Genomic DNA, 22,909 nt, shown 5'->3' on the forward strand with positions numbered 1-22,909 from the left:
CAGCCCTCCGGGAGTGGCAAGCGGCATTGCGGTCCGGCGGCAGGGCCGTTAGGTCTCGGCCCTGGCTTTGGCCACTTCCTCGAGGATCGCAGCGATTCGCTCGGCAGCATCAGGCTGCGAAGCCAGTCTAGCTGCTTCCCGCATCGCCAGCAGCTTCACCCGGTCCGCCTGGAGTTCACTGACCCGATCCAGCAGCCACTGCGCGGTGAGGTCGGCATTGTCCACCACAAGGGCCGCTCCTCTGTCGACCAGAGGGGCCGCATTGAGCTTCTGATGCGCCGCCGCGTAAGGATACGGCACGATCAGCATCGGCAGGCCCAGGACGCTCATCTCGGCCAGACTGCTGGCGCCGCCGCGAGTGAGGGCAAGATCGGCGGCGGCGATCGGCACCCAGGGCTCCTCATGGAAGGCGAGACACTGGTAGCGAGGGGTGTCGCCCACGGCCTCTGAGGCCTTGCGAGCGATGTCCTCGTAGTCCAGCGAGCCGGTCAAGTGCAGCACATGTACGTCCGGCAGCTCCAGAAGGCGCGGCAAGGCCTCGACCGTGGCGTAGTTCAGTGTACGAGCGCCCTGGCTGCCGCCGGAGACAAGCAAGACGAAGGCCTCCGGGGCGATCCCGAGCTGTGCCCGGGACGCCTCCGTGGTGGTCTGGAGGAACTCGCGACGCACCGGCTGCCCGGTGACCGTGGTCTTCTCGGGTGGGAACTGTGCCGCCGCTACCTCGTAGTGCGTGGTGATCCGCGTAGCCCAGCGAGCAAGAAGCCTGTTCGCACGGTCGGGATGGGCGTCGGAGGCGTGGCAGACCGTCGGGATGTGAAGTTGCGAGGCCGCCAGAATCCCGGCTACGCTCACATAGCCTCCGGCACCAAACACCACATCCGGCTTGAACTCGCGCAGGATCGGGAGACACCGCCGAGCGCTCTGCCACAGAGCCCAGAGCGCGGCCAGCGACTTCAGCGACAGACCGTAGGGGAAGGGCCGGGCAGGGATCAGCCGGTGCGGCAGATGGTGCTCGGTGAGGATCTTGCTGTCCAGGCGGCCTTCAGCGCCGATGAAGAGCACCTCAGCGCCCGTATCGGCCACCAGTCTCTGGGCAACAGCAACGGAGGGGAACAGATGCCCGGCTGTACCCCCTCCCATCAGAATCGCACGCACGCGTTACTCTTCCCTTTCGAGGGGCTTGTATCGGGAGATTGACAGGACGATCCCCGCCGCCATCATCGAGGAGAGCAGGCTACTGCCGCCATAGCTGATGAAGGGCAGCGTCAGCCCGGTGCAGGGGACGGAGACGGTGGCGACGGCGATGTTGATCAGCGCCTGCAAGCCGAGCATGACCCCGATTCCGCAACCCATGTACCACGCCGTGGGTACCGCAGCCCGCTCAGCGATCTTGAAGGTCCGCCCGGCCAGCCACAAGAACATCAGCAGCAACCCGACCCCGCCGGCAAGGCCCAATTCGCCACCGATCACGCAGAAGATGCTATCCGTGTGCGGAGCGGGCAGTGGCCCCCACTTGTCAGGGCTCATCCCCAGTCCGAGACCGCAGATGCCGCCCCGAGCCAGGGTCGCCAGCATCTGGCATAGCTGGTAGCCGCCATCAAGCCGATTGCTGTCACTGTTGAGGAAGGTCTCGATTCGCTGCCAGCGCGCCGGTGACGACATGGCATACACCACGCCCACGAGCCCGCCGCAGCCCGCGAGAGCCGACACCAGCAGCAGGCTGAAGCCACGGATGAACAGCATGCTCAGGGTCACGCCCACCACCAGCAGCGACATCCCGAGGTCTTTCTGCAGGAACAGCAGAGCGATCAGGAACACGCCCAGGGCACCCGAGACACGGCCCAGCATGTGCAGCAGGGTGTAGCGCTTGTCGACAGGTCGGGCGAGGATCCGCGCCAACAGCAGGATGTAGACCAGTTTGACGAACTCACTCGGCTGGATGCGAACGCCCTCGCTGAGCCTCAGCCAGCAAGCCGAACCGGCTGTCTCGTCGGCGAAGGGTCCGAACCGACACAGGATCATCGCCAGGAGCCCCAGCGCGGACGCAACGCCAAGGACACCGTCTGACACCAGGCATCGCGGGCCGACGTAGGCCAGCGCGATCATTGCGACGAGGCCAAGACCCGCGAAGGCTAGCTGCCGGTACAGGAAATACAGGGGATGCGTACCGTACAGCAGGGTCTGCGCGGTCGGGAAGCTCGCCGAGAACACAAAGACGATGCCGATGACTACCAGGCACATCACGATCCGCGCATAGACGGGGTCGACGGAGTTCCGAGTCACCGGAACACCGTCCAGCAGTGTCGCACTCGGGCTCGCAAGTTGTACGGCCACGATCGCTCACTCCTGGGTGCGAGGCCTGGAGGCCAGACGCTGTGCTGCCTCCGCGAACAGGTCACCACGCCGGGCGTAGCTCTCGAACATGTCCAGCGACGAACATCCAGGGCAGAGCGCCACGGTGTCTCCGGGTACGGCCAGGGAGGCTGCCAGGCTAACCGCTTCCTCCATCGAGGACACCCGATGACACAGCTCGGGACGCCCCACGGCCTCTGCGATTCGGGGCGCACACTCCCCCATTAGGATAACCGCTTTCGCACGCTCGGCCAAGCACCGGCCGAAGTCCGCGAAATCGGTGTCCTTCTCCTTGCCGCCGCCGACCACGATCACCGGTCCCCGAATCCCCGCGAGGTCCGCGATGGCTGATGCCGGATTGGTGGCCTTCGAGTCGTCGATGTAGGTCACGCCGCCGAAGTCGCCCACGGGGGTCATCAGGTGGTCGGCGGGTCGGTAGGCACGCAAAGCTCCCGGCATCGTCTCGGCGGGCACCCCACAGATCCTGGCCGCCAGAGCCGCCGTAAGCGCATTGATCACATGATGGTCGGCCTGCAGAACAAGGTCGCTGCGTGAGGCTACCTTGCAGCTCTCCTCGCCGGGAAGCTGAAGGACCAGATCCTCGTCTTCGAGGCGAGCGTTCGCCTTCGGGTCGATCAGGGATACCGTCAGCTTCTGGGCCTCGATCTCCACTTCGGACCTTCGCCGCGCCTGCGGGTCGTCGATGCAGAAGATCGCCCAGTCTTCCGGCGTCTGATTGCGGAACAGGAGCTGCTTGGCAGCCACGTAGGCTTCGAAGTCCGGGTACCGCTCGAGGTGGTCCTCAGTGATGTTAAGCAGGGCCGCGATGTGCGGATGGAAGTGAACGGTCGTTTCGAGCTGGAAGCTGCTGATCTCGACCACAACGACCTCGAGCTCCGCCGATCGCTCCATCTGTCCGATGAGAGGCACGCCGATGTTGCCGGCGACTACGTGGCCCTTGCCGGCGCCCTGAAGCAGTGCCCCCAGCGAGGTGACCGTCGTGCCTTTCCCGCAGGTGCCGGTTACAGCAACCATCGGTGCGTCGCAGAACCGGTAGGCCAGCTCCACCTCACCAAGGATCTCAGCTCCCGCATCGCGAGCAGCCGTCACCAGGGGCGAGGCAACCGGCACGCCAGGGCTGAGGACCAGCATGTCCAAAGAGCCAGGGATCGTCTCGGCGGTGTACGGCGCCTCAACCCGTGCGGCGAGCTGCAGCGTCTGCCGAGTCTCGACCGGCAGGCTGTCCAGGGCGCGGGTATCAAAGGCCGTCACCTGCGCCCCATGCTCGGCCAGGAAGCGGACACAGGCAGCGCCCGTGCGCGCTAGACCGACCACACCCACGCGCTTGCCGGAGAGGTCCCGGTCACCAGTGTAGAGGCAGCTTCGGGCTGCGTCCGTCATGCTTGCCATCCCAGAAGGCCCCGGAGGGCCGCCAAAAGTAAGAGTGGGGTCAGAGGACCGCGGCGACCGCGAAGAGCGCGAGCCCTACAGCAGCGGCCACGATTCCGACGATCCAGAACATCCAGACGACGGCCGTCTCATTCATGCCGAGGAGCTCGAAATGGTGATGGATGGGTGCCATCCGGAAGATGCGCTTGCCGGTGGACTTGAAGCTGATCACCTGCAAGATGACGGACAGGGCCTCCATCACAAACACCACGCCGACGACAGCGAAGAGCAGCTCGACGCGGGCCATGACGGCCACCGTGGCCAGGGCCGCTCCGAGCCCCAGACTGCCGACATCACCCATCCAGACCTGCGCCGGCTTGTAGTTGAACACCAGGAACCCAAGGGTCACCCCTGCCAGAACGAGGCAGAGGGCCCCGAGGCCTGCATCACCCTCATGCGCGACCGGGAGCAGCAGCCCGAGCGCGGCCGTCGCGGTCAGACCCGCGGCGAGCCCGTCCAGCCCGTCGCTGAGGTTCACCGCATTGGCGCCGCCGACGATCACGAACACCCCAAGGGCGATCGCAGCCCACAGCGGCCACTGCCCGCTACCGATCCATGTAGCGGCTGCATGGGTCGAACTGTCCGTCAGAGCAGCGACGACTGTAACGAAGATCGCGACAGCAAACTCGGCACCCAGCCGGTAACGCGCCAGGATGCCCTTTGACTTCACATTGGTGAGCTTATGCAGGTCATCCAGCAGACCGACGAGAGCAAAGGCTGCGATGGAAAGCAGGCACAGCCACACCTTGAGGGTGAGTGCCTTGAAGAAAAGGGCGGCCAGAGGGGTTAGCACCAGCAGCGCCAACACCATGGGCAAGCCACCCATGGACGGCGTACCGGCCTTCTCCAGGTGGCTTTCCGGAACATCCTCGCGCACGTGCTGCTTGGCGGTCAGACGTCGAAGTCGCGGCAGGGCTAGCTGGATGGCAAACGTGCTTACTACACCCGCGCCGTACAGAAGGGCCACGGGAAGCAACTGCTCAGGCAACATCCACAAGCCCCCTGACGACAGCTTCCAGCTTCATCCCTCGCGAAGCTTTCACGAGAACGGTATCCCCCGGTTCCAGCACGGGCAGCAGCAGCGCCAGCGCTTCCTCCGTCCCTGACAGGGCATTGACCTGGATGCCCAGGGCTTCCGCCTCAAGGGCTGCGAAGGCTGCTTCACTGCCGATGGTGATCAGCCATTCAACACCGGCCTCCACTGCGAGTCGCCCCATCCTGCGATGGGCCTCCTCCGAGACCGGCCCCAGCTCCAACATGTCCCCGAAGACGAAGATATGCCGACCGGCGGACTGCGCCAGAACCTTGAGCGCCTCCGGCGTCGAGGTCGGGCTTGCATTGTAGGCGTCGTTGATGACAGTGAAGCCACCAGGCGACTGCAACACTTCAGACCGCATCCCGGCGCCTTCGTAGCTCTCAAGCCCCACTCGCACGGTCTCCAGCGACAACCCGGCACAGATCCCGGCGGCGGCAGCGGCCAGAGCATTCGCAATGTTGTGCCGTCCCGGTAGCTGCAGCGTGACCGGCACCCGCGCAGCCCCCAGACGAAGAGCGAAACGGGCCGGTTCGACCCCGGCGAGGTGAACATCCTCGGCCCACAGGTGGAACTCCACATCCTCCGGCGCGGGGCCAAATCCGAAGGAAGCCACGCGACAGGGCGCCATCTCACTCAGCAACCCGAAGAAGAAGTCGTCGGCGTTGAGCACCGCATGGCCCTCTGGTGGTAGCGCTGTTAGCAGTTCGGCCTTTGCCTTGGCGATGGCCTCGCGGCTTCCCAGGCGCCCAACGTGGGCCTCACCGATGTTCGTGATGACCCCAAGGTGTGGCCTGCATAGCTTGGCCAGGTACCCGATCTCGCCCGGCCCGCGCATGGCCAGCTCAAGCACGCAGTACCGGTGCTCGGGCTCAAGCTGAAGCAGCAGGCGCGGGATACCTACCTCGTTGTTCTCCGTGCCGCGAGTCACCAACGACGGAGCCTCAAGCTGCACAATGCTGCCCAGGAAGTCCTTTGTCGTCGTCTTGCCTGCGCTGCCGGTGACAGCAAGGAAGGTCGCCTTCGATTCGGAGCGACAGACCGCCCCGAGCTTCCCGTAGGCGATGAGAGTGTCGGGGACGATCAACTGCGGGCAGGCAACCTCAACCGGCCTCGACACCAGGACGGCAAGGGCACCCTTCGCGCATGCGTCGGCAACGAAGTTGTGCCCGTCATGGCTCTCACCCTTGAGGGCGACGAACAAAGAGCCGGGTGGGAGGTTACGCGTGTCGGTGGAGACGCTCTGAATCGGGGCCTCCAACTCGGGGCCACGGAGCTCAGCGTCACAGACCTGGACAAGCTGGGCGAGTGTTAGTGGTTTCATCGTGGGCTGCAGTCGCTTGCGTGATGGGTTGGGTTTGCGCCATGACGCCCGGCCGAACACCTTGCTGGGTCGTCAGTCGGTGTGCTATCCCGTGCACGTCGCCCTTTCAGCCGCGGGCTGCCATGGCCTCACGGGCCACCTCGCGGTCGTCGAAGTCGATGCGTCGATCGGCAAACTCCTGGTACGTCTCATGCCCCTTGCCCGCGATGACGACCATGTCACCGGGCTCACACATTCCGACTGCCTTGAGGATGGCCGCACGGCGGTCCACTTCCACCGTGTAGTTGTCCTTCTGGATGCCGCCCCGAATGTCCTCGATGATTGCCAGCGGATTCTCTGAGCGAGGGTTGTCGCTGGTGACCACGGTCAGGTCCGAGTTCTCGGAAGCGATCTTGCCCATGATCGGCCGCTTGCCCCGGTCGCGGTCTCCCCCACAGCCCATCACACAGATCAGACGCCGGGGTGATAGAGCCCGGGCTGCCGACAGTGTGTTCTCCAGGGCATCGGGAGTGTGTGCGTAGTCCACGATCACTGCGTAGGGCTGGCTTCCGGAGACGCGCTGGAACCGTCCCGGCACTGCCTCGAGGCTCTCCAGACCATGCACAAGGTCGTCGACCTCGACGCCGAGACCATAGCAGCAGGCCGCGGCAGCAAGGGCGTTGTGAACGTTGAAATGCCCGGTGAGGTGCAGCTTGATTGGTCGCACGACCGACCCGATGACCAACTCGAAGCTCACGCCCTGGGCCGTAGTGTTGATGCTTCGCGCCCGGACCTGGCTGCCACCGTTCGTCCCGTAACCAATCACCTTGCAGTGCGCTTCCTCAGCCACACGAACGCCCGACGGGTCATCCATGTTCACCGCGCCCACCATCGGGCGCGACGGGTCAGAGGTGTCGGCGTAGTTGGTGAAGAGCTGCAGCTTGGCCTGGAAGTACTCATCAAAGCCGGCGTGGTAATCCAGGTGGTCCTGTGTAAGGTTGGTGAACACCGACCCGGCGAAGCAGCAGCCGTAGACGCGGTCCAGATCCAGCGCGTGGCTGGACACTTCCATCGCGACGTGGGTGATGTCGGCGGCCCGCATGTCGGCCAGCAGAGCCTGCAACTCGATGGCATCCGGGGTGGTTCGCTCACCAGAGCGCCAGGCGCCAGCGATTTGGCGTCCCAACGTACCGATGACTCCGGTGCGATGCCCGGCGGCGCGGAGGATCGACTCCAGCATCAGCGACACGGTGGTCTTGCCGTTCGTACCGGTGACGCCAATCAGACTCAGCGCACGCGAGGGGTGGTCGTAGAATTCGTCGGCCAGGACGGCAGCGGCGCGACGCGAGTTCGGCACACGCAAGGACACCACACCGCAGGACGGGTCCGGCGCATAGGTCTCGTCCTCAAGGACGATCGCCCGGGCGCCGTTCTCGACGGCCTGCGGCACATAGCGATGGCCGTCCGTTGCGAAACCGCGGATCGCGACGAACAGGTCGCCCGGTCGGACGCGACGAGAGTCCGCGCAGATGCCGCTGATGGTCGGGTTATCGGCTGGTATCTGACTGAGGCCCAGAGGACGCAACAGCGACTGTAGTTCAGCAGATCGGGATTGGTTCGAGGTCATCGTGTAGACACTACGCCGTTTGGCACTCGAGTGCAAGAGAGCCCGGGAGAAGAGCCAGCCCGTTTGTGTCATGGCAGAGTACACTGTTTCCATGGCGTATCCCCCTGGTGTGTGCAGCCCTCTCTATGGCGGTTTTCAACCATTCCTGCGATGAAGTCAGGAGATACCGTACGAGCACGCCTGCGTTGCCGAAGGCTCTGTCCCGGTGCCCTGAGGCACCCTGAGTCGGCTCAGGCCGGTTGCCCCTTGTCGTCCGTTGTGTTCTTCGAAGGCGGAGCTGCATCCCACTTGGGAAATAGACCGGGCTGCGTCAGCAGGTACTCGGCGATGCGCCGCGCGATGGGTGCGGCGACATCAGAGCCATGGTCGCCCGTCTGCGGCCTCTCGACCGAGACGCTGATCACAAAGTCCGGCTGTCGGTCCACTGGCGCCGTCAGGACAAACCCCATCACATAGTCACGAGGCCCATCCATCCAGCGGTGGTTCTCATTGTCGAAGATCTGCGCGGTGGCGGTCTTCCCCCCAACGGCAAACCCGGGAATGGCGGCCGCCTTTCCGGTCCCGCCGTCGACGACGTAGCGCGCGAGGCGTCGCATGATCGCAGAGGTCTGTGGAGAGCAGACCCGCCGCAAGGCGCGAGGCTGCATGACGTAGGACTCGCCGGTCACCGGGTTCACGTAGCCGGCCGCGATGTGGGGCTGGTACATGATGCCCCCGTTCATGATGGCGCAGAGAGCCGCTGTGAGCTGCAGATCGGAGACCTGCACGCTCTGTCCGAAGCCGAGGCAAGCGAGGTCTCGCTCGCGCATCTTCGCAGGATCCCGAAGCACTCCGGCAACCTCGCCTGACAGCCCGGCCTCGGGAAGCTCACCGATACCACAACGCTTCAGGAAGGCGCAGAACCGCTCCGCTCCCAGACGCTTGGCGACCTGGGCGGCGCACAGGTTACAGGACTGGGCCAGGATGCCACCTGGTGTCAGGGCGCCGTGACCCCTGCCCGCCCACTGCCCCCAGCACTTGAGTGGACGCCCGCCAACCATCGCCGTGCCCGCACAGTAGAAGGTCGAGTTCTCGTCGATCACGCCGGCATCCAGAGCAGCAGCGATCGTGAGCAGCTTGAAGGAGCTGCCGGGGTCCATGGCACGAGCGACCGGTCGGTTCACCAGCGCAGCCTCGGAAATGGGAGCGCGGTGGCCACGGGCCTTGCTGATCTCATTGGGGTCGAAGTTCGGTCGGCACGACATGGCAAGAACCGACCCGTCGTGGGCAGACATGACCACGACGTTCGCGCCGACGGGATGCCGCAGAGCGACACACTCATCGAGCTCCTTCTCAACCAACTGCTGGACCCCGAGGTGAACCGTCAGGATCAGGTCGTTTCCCGGGGTCGGTGTCGGTCGTGTTCCCATACCCGGCCCGAGGATGCGACGTCCGGTCACGTCATAGCGATCCGCGGCCGTGACACACTTGCCGTCCATGATCTGCCGGTACCATCGCTCGACCCCGTCCGTCGGCTGCTGCTCAGCATTGCAGAAGCCCAGCACGCCCGAGGCAAGGGGACCAAAGGGGTACTCACGGCGTTCAGTGGTCTCGAAGAACACTCCCGGGATCTTGAGGTGCTTGAGGTCCTCAGCTCGCGTCGTATCGATTCGTGCGACGAGCGGCGCATACTTGCCGCCCTGACAGATCCGACCCATAACCTCATCGTAGGGGAGGCCGAGAGTCGCGGAGATCGCGGTGGCTGCACGCCTGATTGCGGGGTTCTGTGGCAGCTGCTCCGGGGGCAACTCGTCAACCCGGCACTTGCTGACCTTCGCAGCCCATTTGCGCAAGTCGTCGGGAGACAGGGACACGGTGCTGGCGGTAACGCTCTCCGCCAGAACCCGGTACATGCAGTCGAGGATGCGACCTCGTGGGCCGCGGATTTCCTTCGTGGACCCGGCCGGTGCTGCAGCTCTCGCCAGGTAGTGGTCCGGCCGGACTACCTGGATATACGACAAGCGCCCGACCAACAGCAAGCTGCACGCCGCTAGCGCGGCGACGAAGGCATTGGCTCGCTTCCTGGACAGGCGCAGGGACTCCATAGATTCACAACTCAGTAGCCGGCCCGCCCCAGCGAGGGTTGCCGGTGGACTGGGGGCTTTGCCGTTCACTGTTGCAGGTGCCAAGGGGCTGCAGGAACTGGCTGGAAGACAAAGACGGCGCGCTCGGTAGCGCGCCGGTCAGCGTTCACCTTTGCCGCCTGTGAGACGCAGGGCGGCCAGCTTCGTAGACCCCGGTTGCGGCCGTGGGCGTTGAGCGAGCGCAGGGGCGGAGGTTCCCGTCACCTCGGCCAGAACAGAACTCTCGACCGGCGGCAACTGGGGACACGGCACAACGTCCTGCTGGACTACGAGCGTTCTCTGGAGGGTGTCCGCAGTCTGGTAGGGAACGGCGCAAGGGTTCAGGACCAGAGAGAGCTCACGACGTGCCTGCATCTGCTCAAACTTGGCCTTTGCGAGCTTGTGGTCCATCACACCGACCTGCGCGTCCAGATCCGCAGCACGCCATGCCAGCACGAGGTACCCAAGCGCCATGACGCCCAGCACACCAATCGTCACGAAGCCCCTTGCATGGGTGCGGCTAACCATCCCAGTACCCCCTGTAGGTCTGGCGGTAGTTCGCCACGGGTCCCCCCATGCCCGGCCGGCTTTGGCCTGACATGGCACCGTGACCAGAACCACAGCATCTGCGTGTGGGAGGTCGCCGGTCCTTCAGCGTCAGGTACCTAGACACATACCCGGTCGGACCGGCGGCTGTCAAGACCCCCGTCGAAGCGCGCCCAGCGAATCGACGGAGGAAAGGCCTGCAGAGACGATGCACCGACTGCGACGAGGGCCATTGGGCATGGGTGAGCGCGCAGGACCCCGCACAGACTGTCGGTACGGCTGGGACGGGCAGGCATCAACTGGCGTGTGTAGAAAGCTTCAACCGTTGGGAACCTTGACCGTGACTGCGGTGTGTGCTACATTAGCTGCGAAGTGTGGTGTGACGCATGAGTGCGGTGGTCTGTTCTTGATCGTTGCTGCGGTGTAGGCTGCGAGGTTGCTGCGGTAACGGTTGACGCCCGCCTGTCCCTTCTCTCCGATGACGCGGCCTGGAGCGTCGTCGGAAAACTCGGTCTCAGCACCCGCGCGACGAGCACCGAGACGGGATTACGTTGGGCACCACTGGCCATTCTCCGTACAGGGGCTCCCTGCCTGAGCAGGGGGCCTTTCTTTTTGCCTGGCACCTTCCGGACTTGGCGACGCGACCCTCAGAGCTTCTCGGCGGCATGAAGCCTCACCGAGCGGGCCGCCGGATTGGCACTGACCTCCTCCGCCGTCGGATACAGAGGCTTGGGCGTCAGCACCTTGATCACGGGTTTCTTATCGCAGGTACAGGGGAGGGCAGGTGGACACTGGCAAGGGTTGGCAAGCCGGCGCAGAAGCTGTCGAGACACACGGTGTTCGGCGCCGTTCCAACTGAGGACTACCAGCCGGGAGCGAGAGGAGAGGAGACGAAAGGCAGCCTCAATTCCGGCCTCCAACTCTGGGAGTTCTTCATTTACTGCGGATCGAATCGCCATCAGATAGGGCGCCGCATCGATACGTCGTACGGGCCTAACTCCGGCGACCGCTGCTGCGATGATGTCTGCGAGTTGTGCTGTCGATTGGATCGCCGAGCGCTCACGCGCCCTTGCGATCCTGGCTGCGACCTTGTGGGCCTCCCGCCCTCTCCCAATACCTGCGAAGATTCGGGCCAAGTCCTTTTCAAGGTACTCGTTGACAACGCGTGACGCCGTCAAGCTCGTAGCGTCCGAGCGATCCATGCGCATGTCCAGGGACTGCTCGCTATCGACGGAAAAGCCCCGCACGGGATCTCGAAGGACGTCCATGGAGATGCCCGCGTCGATCAGGCACCCATCGACCGACCCTATCCCCCGCTCCTCCAGTAACTCCTCAGCCTGCGACATCCGCCCATGTATGAGAAGGACCCTCTGCTTCAAATCACCCAAGGCTGCGGCCGCTCGAGACAGGGACTCCGCATCACGATCCAGACCAACGACAAAGGCACCATGCTGAACCAGTTGGATCGTGTGCCCGGCCATCCCCAGCGTCATGTCAAGGAAGGTCATGCCCTCGGCAGGCCGGAGGTATTCGACAACCTCATTCACCATTGCCGGCAGGTGCACCGGCGACATTGGCGGTCCCCTCAGAGGCCTGCTTCCCGAACAGCTTTCGCGCCAGTTCCTTGAAGGTCACACTCTTGGCGCTCATGAACTGACGGAAGCTCTCGGCCTCCCAGAATTCGATGTAGTCCCCCGCGTCAAAGAACTGGACCTCGCGCTTCTCATCATCGAAGCCCGCCCACTTGAGCAAAGCATCCGGGAAACGCAACCGACCGTTGCCGTCGAGATCGACTTCACAGGTCATCGACGCAAAGAAGCGGACGAAGTCGGCAACGTCGGGGTCGTCCATATCTTGCTGTGCGAGACGGCGCATGAACCCGTCCCAGGTCTTGGGGGCGTAGGCGCGGATGCAGTTATCGAAGCCCGGGGCCAGGACAAGCTTGCGGGGATACACCTGCAGCAGGACGTCCGGGATTACCGTCCGCCCATTGCTGTCCAGTTTGCGGATGACGGCCCCTCCCAGTTGAAACACTGGGCACCCTCCCAAGGCGCTGACCGCGGACACATCTCGCAGTGCCTGCAAACCATAACAGAAAGCACCCCCCATGTCAAGTGAATCAGGGGGATATTGAGGTAGATACTGGCGAGCAGTGGTTGAGAGCGGGATGTGGTCCACCAGAACCGACCCTTCACCCGGCGCCGCTCTTTGCGCGGAATGTGAACAACCTCGGGGCTTTCTGACGTCCTACAGGAAGGTAGACACCCCCGGAAAGACGAATACGTCGACGTGCGGGGAAACGGAAAGAGACCGCAAGGGAGGACCTGAGATGTGCAGACTGCTCGGACGGGTTGCGGTGGCGACGCTCGTACTGGCGTTCCTCGGATCGGCCCAGGCTCAGGAGCGAGGCGTCCAGACCGGCGTCAAGAAGGTGCCGGCCATGACTGTCGCCTACAAGGTGCAGACGTCGACCTTTGAGGATGCCGGCAAGGTGATTCCCGTTACCTTGCGCGAACTGCTCACGGCAGCCCGCGACAATGGGCTCCATCCCCTGGGCTATGTTGTCCTGCGCGTCCAGATGGACGCACCCCCGGTGCCCGGCGAGGCCATCCGCTGGGAGCTCTGGCTGCCGATTGCCGATGCTCCACAGCCTGATGACTTGAAGCCCCAGGCCGTCGTGCTGGTCAAGCAGGTGGAGCAGACACCCGTTGCCTTCACCTACCACCTTGGCCCCATCGAGCAGCTCCAGGAGACCTTCATGGATCTGGTCACCTGGGCCATGGGCCGCGGCGTCGACCTCACCGGTGAGGCAAGGCTCATCACCTATGGCCAGTTGGAGGAGACGAAGCTGCAGGAGATGGTCTGGGAGTGCCAGCTCGGCACCCAGGGCCAGCTACCGGCCGGCCTCTGACGCCCACACCGAGTCGGATACATATTTCAGGCAACCTCGCGGGGACCGAAGCGTCCATAGGCGAGAGCACTGACTCTGCGGTTGCCGTATCACCAGACGGGAGTCTCTTGCGGTATGCCGATTCGCGGACGAGCACCGACCAGGATTGACTTCGCCGGCGGAACCACTGATCTGCCGGCCTTCCGGGAGCGTGAAGGCGGTGCCGTGGTCAACGCGGCTATTGACCGCCATGCTTTCTGCTCCTTGACGCGCAGCAACAACGGGGTGCGGATCACCTCGCAGGACCTCGAGCAGTTTGTCGAGGCCCAGGCCGTGCAGGAGCTGGAGTACGACGGCAACCTCGACCTGCTCAAGGCGGCCTTGCGTGCGCTTGACCTTCCCGATGGCCTGTGCATCACCGCTCGCTGTGCAGCGCCGCCGGGGTCGGGCACCGGGTCCTCAGCCTCCATCGGAGTGGCCCTGCTGGGCTTGCTGGATCGTCTCAAGGCCCAGCACAGCCAGGACGCCCGCCACTGCATGTCGCGGTTCGAGGTGGCCGAGATGGCCTGCAACCTCGAGCAGGACCTCGGCATCATCGGCGGAAAGCAGGACCAGTACGCCGCCGCGGTCGGCGGCATCAACTACATGGAGTTCTACGACCGCGGGCGTGTACTCGTGGAGCGTCTCGAGCTTCAGCCCTGGGTGGTGCTGGAGCTACACAAGCACCTGCTCCTGTGCTACTCTGGTCAGTCACGCCTCTCGGGCGACACGAACCAGCGTATGATCTCAGCCTACGAGGCGGGAGACCCGACGGTCTGCGGAGCCCTGCGGACCGTGAAGCGAGTGGCCCAGGACATGCGCCGGGCACTCCTCGGCGGCGACCTGGACTGGTTCGGCGAGCTGATGGAGGAGGAGTGGCAGGCGCGGCGCAGACTTGCCCCGGGAGTGGTAACGGAGCGTCTGCAGGCCTTGCGTGATGCCGGCAAGCAGGCAGGAGCCGTGGCAGCCAAGGTCTGTGGCGCGGGTGGTGGCGGGTGCATCTTGTTCCTGTGCCAACCGGATGCGGAGGCTGACGTTACCCGTGCCCTGGAGGCCGCCGGAGGGCGTCTTCTGGATTTCGGATTCGACTTCAACGGACTAGAGGTGTGGGAGGCGTAATGACGCCGGAAGCCCCAGCTTGCAGCAGCGCACCGGAGAGTCCGGTGCAGAGACTGAAGCCTCCAGCCACCCAGCGAGAGGCTTTCGTACTCATCTACAGCATCCTCGCACTCACCTTTGTCTACTTCCACGGGGCGCCGCGCAGTCTCCCGCAGACACCTGCGCTCTTTGCCTGGTTTGGCATCAACTTCGTCGTGCTCTTCGCCCTTCCAGCCTTGCTTCTACGATTCTGGCTGGGCGTTCCGCTGTCGCAGTTGGGTCTGCGCTGGGGCGAGGCGAAGGTCTGGTCGCGCTACTTCCTTGTGTTCCTGGCAGTGATGCTACCTGTCGTCCTGTTCATCTCGCGGACTCCCGAGTTCCAGGCCTTCTACCCTCGCTGCGATCTGGCCCGCAGCAGCACCCTGTGGGTCTTCCTCTCGGCCGGCGGTTGGCTGGTCTACTTCTTTGCCTGGGAGTGGATGTTCCGCGGGATGCTCCTGTTCAGCCTCGAGAAGCGCGTCGGCGGCGGGCTCGCGATTCTGTTGCAGATGATCCCCTTCACGATGATGCACTACCCCAAGCCCGAGGCCGAGGCCTGGTCGGCGATCATCGCCGGTCTTGCCCTCGGACTCATGGCGCTGCGAGGCCGTTCCTTCCTGGGTACCTGGTTACTGCATTGGCTGGTCGCGACCCTCATGGACCTGTCCGTCATCCTGTGGCCTCTCGCCTGAGCAGAGGCGGCGAGGTCCTCTTCTGGTCGTCCGCGGCAAGGGCATGACGTACCCCCTATCCTGAAGGGAGGCGTCAGGACAGAATGCGTACCGAGCAGAGTCGGCGCGAGTTCCTTCGTACGGTGGGTGTTGGCGCACTCGGGCTCAGCGGTCTCTCCCATGTGGCCGCTCAGATGGTCCAGCCACGCGGCGAGCGGCCCCCGAACCTTCTGGTCATCATGTCTGACGAGCACGCCCAGCGGGTGACGGGCTGCTATGGCAACGCGCTTGTGCAGACGCCGAACCTCGATCGGCTGGCAGCCGAGGGGATCACCTTTGACGCCTGCTACGACGCTTCTCCCCTCTGTGTCCCCTCTCGCCTGGCCTTCACCGCCTGCAAGTACATCAGTCGCTGCGGCGCGTGGAGCAACAGCACCCGGCTGCCTAGCGACGACTATCCCTCGATCGCCCACGCCATGAATGCCGCCGGGTACGAGTCCTTCCTCTGCGGCAAGCAGCACTACGATGCTCAGCACCGCTATGGCTTCGTCGATGTCGGTGGCAACATGAACAAGAGTACGATGACCGGTCGCGGCGGCCGTCGCGCTCCCGACGACCTGCACATCAACGTCGGCGCTCGCGACTCACGGTTCAAGGACTTCCACACGGGCAATCAAAGCGGAACGATGAACCACGACCGCAAGGTGACGGCTGGGACTGTGGAGTTTCTCGCGAACCGCAAGCGGACCGACAAGCCCTTCTTCCTCTTCGCCGGCTTCCTGGCGCCGCATTTCCCTCTGACCGTCCCGGAGGAGTACTGGCAGCGCTACCGCGACAAGGTGACGATGCCGAACCTGCCGCCGGGTCACGTGGAAAGCCAGCCGCTGAACTACCATCATCTGCGTCGCGGCTTTGGGGTCGTGGAGACCGATCCGCAGATGGTCAAGCTCGGTCGGGAGCTCTACTATGGCCTGACCAACTGGTTCGACGATGAGCTAGGCAAGGTCCTCGCTGCGCTGCGCGCCAGTGACGTCGCGGACAACACGGTCATCATCTACACCACCGACCATGGCGAGAACCTGGGCGACCACCATCTGTGGTGGAAGAACTGCCTGTACGACACGGCAGCCAAGGTCCCGCTCATCCTCCGCTGGCCCGAACGCTGGAAGGGCGGGCAGCGGCGCAGTGGCGTATGCTCCCACCTGGACCTGGTGCAGACCATCGCGCAGATCGGCGGCGCGGAGTTGCCCGAGGACTGCGACGGAGACTCCCTGTGCGGCTGGATGGACGACCCCGCTGCGGCCTGGAAGGATAGGGCGGTGAGCGAGTACTATGCCCACAACATCGCCTCGGGCTATGCCATGATCCGCCAGGGCCGCTACAAGTACGTGTACCACACACGCATGAACGACCAGTACGGTCCGCAGCGCCAGCTCTTCGACATGGTGGAAGACCCCGACGAGTTCAGCAACCTCGCGGACGACCCGGCGCAAGCTTTGCGCGTCGACCAGCTGCACCGGGCCCTGGTGGCCGAACTGGGCCGAGAGCCCGACGAGACTGAGCAGATCTGCCGCCGCGAGATGGCGGTCGGCTACCCGGATGCACCTCGGAAGGGTGCCACTCAGGGCGGAGGCAAAGCGCGGCAAGCTCAGGGTGAAGAGGAGTAGAGACCAGGGACGGGTTGCCAGAACCGGTCGGTACGTAGGATAATGGCGCGTGCAGGGGGAAATGCCCTGTGCGCGCCTGCGCGTGTCTGGTCTTGCGGTCCCTCGTCCAGGGGCCTGCAGTAACTCGGTAGGAGGCAATCTATGCAGCAGTCACGCATCATGGTTCTTGGCGCTGCCGGCAAGATGGGCAAGCATCTTGTCCCCCGCCTAATCGAACTGGGGCACAAGGTGGACGCCCTCGCCCGGTTCAGCGATGAAACAGTCCTGCACCGCTTCGAGGACCTGGGAGTCGGCATCTATCGGTGCGACCTGAGCGACGAACACGGGCTGGAGAGCATCCCGGCAAACTACGACTACGTCTTCAACATGGCGGGGATCAAGTTCGGTTCAGGGGCACAGTGGAAGTACACCGTCGAGTTGCAGGTTATGGCGGTCGCCCGCATCATGGAGCACTTCGCGAAAGCGAAGGGCGTCGCCTACGCCTCCAGTGGCAACGTCTACCCTGACACCGAAGATGGGTGCACCGAGGAGGACGCACCGGGCGCCCCGAGTTTCTATGCCATGAGTCGGTTGGGCGCGGAGTGGATGACGGAGTACTTCTGCCGCCGCAACAACACACCGTCGCTCATCCAGCGCATCTTCTACGCCTATCACGAAGAGTTCGGCGTGCCGACCGATATCGCCCGACAGATCCGCGACGGCGAGGAGATCGACCTCGGCACCGCCTACGTGAACGTCATCTGGCTGGCGGACATCCTTGACCTGATGATCGAGTCGCTGAAGCTGTGTTCGGTCCCCTGCGAGGTGCTGAACGTGACCGGCGTAGAGAAGGTCTCTGTGGTGGAGATTGCGCAGAAGCTGGGGAAGCTGATGGGCAAGGAGCCCAAGTTCAGGGGCGAACCAAAGGGCACCTACCTCCTCGGCAAGGCAGACAAGATGGCCGAGAAGCTATGGACACCGCCGACCAGCCTCGATGAGGGCCTGGCGATGGTCGCCCAGTCGGTCATGGACCACGAGCATCCGCTCGACCATCCCACGGAATGGGAGAAGCGCGACAAGTTCGGCGAGCGTGCTTAGGCGTCCTTGCCCCGCAAGCGTCACCGCCGCACGAACCAGAAGCGGACACCCGGGGACAGAGCCTTCGAGGCGCTGTCCCCTCTGTTTGCCCCGTCCTAGTCCTGCGCCAGCCCCCACAGAACGAACAGCCCGCCTGTCGCAGTCAGCACGATCCGCGGCCAGTCAGCAGGTCGATAGGGAATGAAGGCGGCGGCAATCATCAGAGCCAGTCCCACCACGGTAATGACTCGACGGCGCACGTGCTGCCCCCCTTTCACACGGCCCACAACGAATCCCGAGCACACTTCATCCTGGCTTCACTGCGCTGCTTCTACCCTGTCCTGGTACGCGTGCGTCTGCCCGGACAACACCTCAGCCACCGTCACCCGCCGGCTGGCCAGACTCGACTCCAGCATTGCATGGAGGATGGCAACGGCTCGCAGACCCGTCGCACCGTCCACCTCAGGAGCACGCCCCAGGCGCACGGCCTCGGCGAAGTCATGTATCTCCGCGGCAAGAAGCTTGCGGTCGGTGACCGGCCCCTCCAGCGTGTAGCTCGTTGGTCGTTCGCCGAAGAGCTTCGTCTCGATCGCGTTGAGCTGGTAGTCCGGCAGGACGGCCAGCAGCGCCTCCGGGGTCAGCTCCTCACGACCCCGTTTCAACACCACGGGCCTTCCCGAGCGGTCGCCCGATTGGCCCAGGGTTCCTTCGCTGCCCAGGATCAGGCGCCGGTAGGCCGTCTCTCCAGCGCTGGCGTAGTGCGAGAGCCAATGCCCTTGCGTGCCCGAGGCGAACTGCAGGAGCGCACAGAGGCAGTCCGGCGCGTCCGCGACGACCTCGACTTCCTTGCCGTCGAACTCTTTGCCGCTACGCTGCGACTGAACAAGCTGCGCCTGTGCAACCACCGACTCAAGGGGCCCCAGCAGCATCTCCAGTGCATAGCCGCTGTGAATCGGCACATCCAGCAGGATGCCGCCCATAGCCAGACGGTGACGCCAGGCCGTCGCCAGGATTCCCCCACCGGCGCTGATCTGGGTCTGGATCGCCAGGTGCGGGGTGCCGATCAGACCGGCCTCGAGACATGCCTTCGCCAGCCGGTTCATGGGATCCCGTCGGTTGTTTTCAGCGACCGCCAGAACCCGCCCGGCCTCGGCGGCAGCCTCGATCATCCGCTGTCCCCGGGCCACAGTCACCGCCAGCGGCTTCTCGCACAGGACATGAAGGCCCGCCTGCACCAGCCTCACAACAAGCTCATCATGCGAGCGCGGGTCGGTGACGAGGTCTACGGCGTCCAGGGCCACCTTCCCACCGATCGCTTCCTCCAGGTCAGTGAACACCTGCGGCACGTAGCCCAGCAACTCCGAGGCTTCCGCCGCAACCTTCTCAGCGTACTCTCGGCGCACATCGCAGAGGGCTGCCAGCCTCACGGTGCCCGGTGCAACCCGCTCCAGCTCACCAAGCCCGCGCAGATGCCGGGCGCCCATCATCCCGCAGCCAACCAGCAAGAGCTTCAGGGGCTCCATGTCAACTCACCTCAGGCCTTGTGCGCGTCGCGTGCTGCGTTGAGCATCTTCACGTACTCGCGCATCCAGGGCGCGTTGTCATGGAAAGTGCGGGCAGTAACGATGTTGCCGTCGACAACCACCGGCTGGTCCACATAGGTCGCGCCGCACACCTCGGCGTCGAAGCGGCACTTGGCCACCGTCGTAACCGTACGTCCTTTGATGACGCCTGCCTTCGCCACGATCTCGATGCCATGACAGACCGAGGCGATCGGCTTGCCCGTCTCTCCGAAGTGCCGCGTGATTCGCATCAGGTCCTCGTCGTAACGGATGTACTCGGGGGCCCTGCCGCCGGAGATCACCAGACCCAGGTACTCGTCCTCGCAGACGTCGCGGAAGGCGATGTCGGAGGCAAACACATAGCCCTTTGACTCGACCGTGATGTCCCAGTCCGGCGCCCCGTCATGTTGAACGAGATGGTATGGGCGTTCTTCCGGAGCGGCAACAAGCACTTCGTAGCCTTCCTCCTGCAGACGGTAGTACGGGTAGAGCGTGTCTGTGACCTCCGCTGCATCGCCGATCACCAGAAGAACCTTAGGCATTGCTGTTCTCCTCATGTACGTTGTGGACGTATACCTGTTTCCTCGCGCGAAACAGTTCTTCCTTCAGACTTTGTCAGGATGTGCTACCCACACCACCGGCAGCGGCACCTAGGGCGCGGCGAACACCCGCAACTCCACCAGGTGCACGCTCGGGTTGGCGCTGTTGTGCAGCAGGTTGATGCGGACGAACCTGGCCTCGCAGGGCGCAAACCGATGCAGATTGCCCTCTGCACCTGCCGCCTTCGTGTTCTTGCTCATGTCTGCGACCTGGGCCCAGGTCTTGCCGTCCGGAGACACCTCCACCGTGTACTGATAGTACCGGCCATCTCCCCAGTACGTGAACACCTGCACGCGGTCGATACGGGTCGGGCGCTGCAGGTCGACCTCAAGCCATCTCGGCGTCGGTGGTCCGGCGAACCAGGCCGAGGCATCTCGGTCATAGGCGTTCCCATCAACCGCTCGCTCCGGCCGACGGTCACCTTCAGTTCCCCCGTTCGTCCGCACTGGCTTGCCCACGGCAATGCCAGTCGCCTCAGGTCCCCAGCGACGGGCGAACTCGCTCTTGCGCTCCTGGTCGGTGAGCATCGACGGCGCCACCACCGGCAACGGCTTGTTGCCGGCCTTCACGTACTCCGCATACCGGCGCCGGTACTCGCGCTTGTAGTCCTGCACCACCGTGTCATAGCTCAGAGGCGGCAGGTCGCGTCGCGTCCATCGCAGATTCACCCGCGTGGCGTCCGAGCTGAGCACGATCGTGTCTCCCCGGCGTCCGGCGGTAGTGGCATCCGTCGTGAAACCTTGCAGGGCCACGAAGTAAGGCACATGCACCACGATCTCCGCCGGCGCCGTCCGGAATCGCGGATGGATCGTCAGGAACGCGCCGTCCTCAGTGAAGCGCAAGGTAGCGCTCACTTTGCCCATCTCGGTGGGCATATCCCGGAAGGAGACTTCCTGCCCCGGCACTGCCCAGGCCGGCGAGATCACTGTGAACAGGTGCAGCTCCCGGGGCCCCAGGCCACCCTCTCCCCCGCGCTCCTGAATCAGCATGTTGCGCAGCAGATTGTTGATCTGTGCCGCGCACCAACCGTGGGGTGTGTAGTTCCCGCCGACGTCTCGGTTGCCCCAGGGCTGAGCCCCGAGCTCAAAGCCCTCTTGGCAAGAGCCCGTGTGCGCAAGCATGGCGTAGAAGTCGCGCAGGGCCTGCTCCTGCTCGCCGCGGTAGATGTGGTTCTGCGTTACATTCGTGGTCAGGTACTGATGCAGCCCCGACCCGTAGGTCATGATCCCCTCGCGGTACTTGACCGTGTGCATGCGCTCGAGGGTCGTCGTGATTCGCGGGTCAAAGGGGTCCATTACCTCCGCCGGGAACACGCCCAACAGGTTGCCCCAGTCGTTCCCGCCCTTCACATCGAGGCCGGGTGGGATGTAGCCGTCCTTGCCGCACACGTCGCTGATTCTCTTCTTCAGCGCGGCCAGGTAGTCGTCATACTCGGCACGGAACTCTCGGGCATCGGCCTCCTGTCCGGTCGCCTGCGCTAGACGCACGGCGGTCCGCAGTCCCAGCAGCGCCCAGAAGTTGTGCCCGGTGTAGCGGCCCTCGATCCCCTCATTGTCGTGGGCATTGGTCGGGGGCATCAGGTGGTACTGGTCGGCGGCACGCGTCTTCCTCAGCCACTCCACCGCCGGCGGGAAGTGCGGGTACACCTTCTTCGCCCAGTCGAGGTCACCCGTCAGCAGGTAGTGGTCGCCCAGCGAGTACAGCGCCTGTCCGTAGCCGTCGAGCTGGCCACCCTGAGAGGAGAAGAGGCCATTCTCGCCCTGGAACCGCCGGAAGTACTCCAGGCATCTCTCCGCAGATCGCGTATGGCCCCAGACGTCATAGCTGCGCACGATGTAGGCGCTGTCACGCAGCCAGAAGCTGTCGTACTGCAGCTCATTGACCTTCTGCACCCAGGCGCCGTCGGGCTGCTCGTCGATGGCGATGAGGTCATACACCAGGCTTGCCCGGTGGGTGTCCAGGACCTTGGCCTCAGGAATCCTCACCTGCGCACCCTTGGCGAGTTCGTCGTGCCAGAAGGCCACAGTCTGACGCCGGTACTCGTCGTAGTCGGCCCGCTGCAAGGCCTTGACCTGTGCCGCGTCATCGGCGGGCACGGGCACCAGCGGCATCCGGAAGTAGTAGGTCCGTACCCCACGTGGTCCGAGGTCTGAGGGGTAGCTGAACAGACACACCTCGGCACGTTCGCTCACGTCATACTCGCGCCCGACGAAGGGCTTCGTGTAGGGCACACCTGGCACCGCTTCGCGCTGCGCACCAGGCTTGAACCAGCAGACCACCTTCCCGTCGCGCACCGCGGTGTCCTCGGTCATCTCATAGCGCCAGTCCGGTGAGAAGCCGCCTGAGGCCATCCGGTCGCAGCGGTGGTCTCCCCCGGTGAAGCGCAGGGCGGCCGTCAGGTTACTCGCCGCAGGCTGGTCGCTGGTGTTGCGAACCTGCACACGCACGAAGTTGATGGTGTTCGAGGTCGGCCGACCGTCCAGCGTCGCAGCGAAGGCCTCCACCTCATAGGCAACCGGGCCGTCGAAGAAGCTCCACGAGACGATCGGGAGCCAGCCCTCCGCGAGCTGCTTGACGCGACCCATCATCGGCACTCGCTGCGGGCCGCAGAAGAAGCCTAGCTCCGCCGCGCCGGTGTACAGCGCGCCATCAAAGGTGATCTGGGTGCCCTCGGGACCGCCCAGGACACCAATCTCCGTGCTCGGCTTGGCCAGGTACGAGAACGGCCCATCGCCGTCGATGCTCGGGTCGACCATCGCCGCGAGAACCGGGGACATCACAAGCAGAAGGCAGAGAAGAGTTGGCAGAGCTTTCATCAGGTCCTCCTCTTCAAAGGTAAAGGGCGGGCGAAGCGGGAAGTCGGTTGTAGGTTCTG

General features: G+C 64.4%; 19 protein-coding genes. 5 read left to right on the top strand and 14 right to left on the bottom strand.

Annotated features, from left to right (window positions below):
* Positions 1 to 48 precede the first annotated feature (48 nt).
* The 10 genes from murG to ABFE16_09325 form a co-directional block, all read right to left on the bottom strand.
* On the bottom strand, positions 49 to 1,155 hold the full coding sequence (gene murG, locus ABFE16_09280; GenBank protein ID MEN6345489.1) for an undecaprenyldiphospho-muramoylpentapeptide beta-N-acetylglucosaminyltransferase: 1,107 nt from the start codon (positions 1,153 to 1,155) through the stop codon (positions 49 to 51).
* 3 nt (positions 1,156 to 1,158) lie between these two features.
* Positions 1,159 to 2,334, bottom strand: a complete 1,176-nt coding sequence (locus tag ABFE16_09285; protein ID MEN6345490.1) for an FtsW/RodA/SpoVE family cell cycle protein — start codon at positions 2,332 to 2,334, stop codon at positions 1,159 to 1,161.
* Positions 2,335 to 2,340: 6 nt separating this feature from the next.
* Positions 2,341 to 3,753: a UDP-N-acetylmuramoyl-L-alanine--D-glutamate ligase gene (murD, locus tag ABFE16_09290; protein ID MEN6345491.1), complete on the bottom strand. Its 1,413-nt coding sequence runs from the start codon at positions 3,751 to 3,753 to the stop codon at positions 2,341 to 2,343.
* A gap of 49 nt (positions 3,754 to 3,802) precedes the next feature.
* Complete coding sequence (gene mraY, locus ABFE16_09295) at positions 3,803 to 4,792, bottom strand: phospho-N-acetylmuramoyl-pentapeptide-transferase (protein ID MEN6345492.1); 990 nt, start codon at positions 4,790 to 4,792, stop codon at positions 3,803 to 3,805.
* Positions 4,782 to 6,158, bottom strand: coding sequence for a UDP-N-acetylmuramoyl-tripeptide--D-alanyl-D-alanine ligase (gene murF, locus ABFE16_09300; GenBank protein ID MEN6345493.1), 1,377 nt, complete (start codon positions 6,156 to 6,158; stop codon positions 4,782 to 4,784). Before murF ends, mraY begins: the two co-directional genes overlap by 11 nt.
* Positions 6,159 to 6,264: 106 nt before the next feature.
* Positions 6,265 to 7,857: a UDP-N-acetylmuramoyl-L-alanyl-D-glutamate--2,6-diaminopimelate ligase gene (locus ABFE16_09305; protein ID MEN6345494.1), complete on the bottom strand. Its 1,593-nt coding sequence runs from the start codon at positions 7,855 to 7,857 to the stop codon at positions 6,265 to 6,267.
* Between the two features lie 137 nt (positions 7,858 to 7,994).
* The gene (locus ABFE16_09310) at positions 7,995 to 9,848 is read right to left on the bottom strand and encodes a penicillin-binding protein 2 (GenBank protein ID MEN6345495.1); all 1,854 of its coding nucleotides are present in this window, start codon (positions 9,846 to 9,848) and stop codon (positions 7,995 to 7,997) included.
* A 138-nt stretch (positions 9,849 to 9,986) separates the two neighbouring features.
* The gene (locus tag ABFE16_09315; GenBank protein MEN6345496.1) at positions 9,987 to 10,394 is read right to left on the bottom strand and encodes a hypothetical protein; all 408 of its coding nucleotides are present in this window, start codon (positions 10,392 to 10,394) and stop codon (positions 9,987 to 9,989) included.
* Positions 10,395 to 11,059: 665 nt separating this feature from the next.
* Positions 11,060 to 11,986, bottom strand: a complete 927-nt coding sequence (gene rsmH, locus ABFE16_09320) for a 16S rRNA (cytosine(1402)-N(4))-methyltransferase RsmH (GenBank protein MEN6345497.1) — start codon at positions 11,984 to 11,986, stop codon at positions 11,060 to 11,062.
* A complete protein-coding gene (locus tag ABFE16_09325; protein ID MEN6345498.1) occupies positions 11,952 to 12,446 on the bottom strand; it encodes a hypothetical protein in 495 nt (164 codons plus the stop codon). Before ABFE16_09325 ends, rsmH begins: the two co-directional genes overlap by 35 nt.
* A gap of 295 nt (positions 12,447 to 12,741) precedes the next feature.
* On the opposite strand from ABFE16_09325, the gene ABFE16_09330 reads away from it, so the two are divergent.
* The 5 genes from ABFE16_09330 to ABFE16_09350 all read left to right on the top strand — a co-directional run bounded on the left by ABFE16_09330 (position 12,742) and on the right by ABFE16_09350 (position 17,893).
* Positions 12,742 to 13,323, top strand: coding sequence for a hypothetical protein (locus ABFE16_09330; protein ID MEN6345499.1), 582 nt, complete (start codon positions 12,742 to 12,744; stop codon positions 13,321 to 13,323).
* A 114-nt stretch (positions 13,324 to 13,437) separates the two neighbouring features.
* Positions 13,438 to 14,460 carry a GHMP kinase gene (locus ABFE16_09335; GenBank protein ID MEN6345500.1) on the top strand — a complete coding sequence of 341 codons (1,023 nt, stop codon included), beginning with the start codon at positions 13,438 to 13,440 and terminating at the stop codon, positions 14,458 to 14,460.
* Between the two features lie 44 nt (positions 14,461 to 14,504).
* On the top strand, positions 14,505 to 15,170 hold the full coding sequence (locus ABFE16_09340) for a CPBP family intramembrane glutamic endopeptidase (protein MEN6345501.1): 666 nt from the start codon (positions 14,505 to 14,507) through the stop codon (positions 15,168 to 15,170).
* 83 nt (positions 15,171 to 15,253) lie between these two features.
* On the top strand, positions 15,254 to 16,816 hold the full coding sequence (locus ABFE16_09345) for a sulfatase-like hydrolase/transferase (protein ID MEN6345502.1): 1,563 nt from the start codon (positions 15,254 to 15,256) through the stop codon (positions 16,814 to 16,816).
* A gap of 141 nt (positions 16,817 to 16,957) precedes the next feature.
* The gene (locus tag ABFE16_09350) at positions 16,958 to 17,893 is read left to right on the top strand and encodes an NAD(P)-dependent oxidoreductase (protein ID MEN6345503.1); all 936 of its coding nucleotides are present in this window, start codon (positions 16,958 to 16,960) and stop codon (positions 17,891 to 17,893) included.
* Positions 17,894 to 17,988: 95 nt separating this feature from the next.
* Here the strand turns inward: ABFE16_09350 and ABFE16_09355 are convergent, their stop codons facing one another.
* From ABFE16_09355 to ABFE16_09370, 4 genes are all read right to left on the bottom strand, one after another.
* Entirely contained in the window at positions 17,989 to 18,132 is a 144-nt protein-coding gene (locus ABFE16_09355; protein ID MEN6345504.1) for a hypothetical protein, read from the bottom strand.
* A 57-nt stretch (positions 18,133 to 18,189) separates the two neighbouring features.
* Positions 18,190 to 19,395 (bottom strand): Gfo/Idh/MocA family oxidoreductase, encoded by a 1,206-nt coding sequence (locus tag ABFE16_09360; protein MEN6345505.1) that lies wholly within the window; start codon positions 19,393 to 19,395, stop codon positions 18,190 to 18,192.
* 11 nt (positions 19,396 to 19,406) lie between these two features.
* The gene (locus ABFE16_09365) at positions 19,407 to 19,976 is read right to left on the bottom strand and encodes a DJ-1/PfpI family protein (protein MEN6345506.1); all 570 of its coding nucleotides are present in this window, start codon (positions 19,974 to 19,976) and stop codon (positions 19,407 to 19,409) included.
* Positions 19,977 to 20,084: 108 nt separating this feature from the next.
* Positions 20,085 to 22,850 (bottom strand): discoidin domain-containing protein, encoded by a 2,766-nt coding sequence (locus ABFE16_09370; GenBank protein MEN6345507.1) that lies wholly within the window; start codon positions 22,848 to 22,850, stop codon positions 20,085 to 20,087.
* Positions 22,851 to 22,909: the final 59 nt, after the last annotated feature.

The organism is Armatimonadia bacterium (genome assembly GCA_039679385.1).
Taxonomy (GTDB): domain Bacteria; phylum Armatimonadota; class Zipacnadia; order Zipacnadales; family JABUFB01; genus JAJFTQ01.

Coding starts and splice junctions, on each gene's coding strand:
- ABFE16_09305 (MEN6345494.1), bottom strand. CDS start 7,857: ATGGAAACAGTGTACTCTGCCATGACACAAACGGGCTGGCTCTTCTCC.
- murD (MEN6345491.1), bottom strand. CDS start 3,753: ATGACGGACGCAGCCCGAAGCTGCCTCTACACTGGTGACCGGGACCTC.
- ABFE16_09345 (MEN6345502.1), top strand. CDS start 15,254: ATGCGTACCGAGCAGAGTCGGCGCGAGTTCCTTCGTACGGTGGGTGTT.
- mraY (MEN6345492.1), bottom strand. CDS start 4,792: ATGTTGCCTGAGCAGTTGCTTCCCGTGGCCCTTCTGTACGGCGCGGGT.
- ABFE16_09370 (MEN6345507.1), bottom strand. CDS start 22,850: ATGAAAGCTCTGCCAACTCTTCTCTGCCTTCTGCTTGTGATGTCCCCG.
- ABFE16_09310 (MEN6345495.1), bottom strand. CDS start 9,848: ATGGAGTCCCTGCGCCTGTCCAGGAAGCGAGCCAATGCCTTCGTCGCC.
- rsmH (MEN6345497.1), bottom strand. CDS start 11,986: ATGTCGCCGGTGCACCTGCCGGCAATGGTGAATGAGGTTGTCGAATAC.
- ABFE16_09365 (MEN6345506.1), bottom strand. CDS start 19,976: ATGCCTAAGGTTCTTCTGGTGATCGGCGATGCAGCGGAGGTCACAGAC.
- murF (MEN6345493.1), bottom strand. CDS start 6,158: ATGAAACCACTAACACTCGCCCAGCTTGTCCAGGTCTGTGACGCTGAG.
- ABFE16_09330 (MEN6345499.1), top strand. CDS start 12,742: ATGTGCAGACTGCTCGGACGGGTTGCGGTGGCGACGCTCGTACTGGCG.
- ABFE16_09315 (MEN6345496.1), bottom strand. CDS start 10,394: ATGGTTAGCCGCACCCATGCAAGGGGCTTCGTGACGATTGGTGTGCTG.
- ABFE16_09335 (MEN6345500.1), top strand. CDS start 13,438: ATGCCGATTCGCGGACGAGCACCGACCAGGATTGACTTCGCCGGCGGA.
- ABFE16_09360 (MEN6345505.1), bottom strand. CDS start 19,395: ATGGAGCCCCTGAAGCTCTTGCTGGTTGGCTGCGGGATGATGGGCGCC.
- ABFE16_09350 (MEN6345503.1), top strand. CDS start 16,958: ATGCAGCAGTCACGCATCATGGTTCTTGGCGCTGCCGGCAAGATGGGC.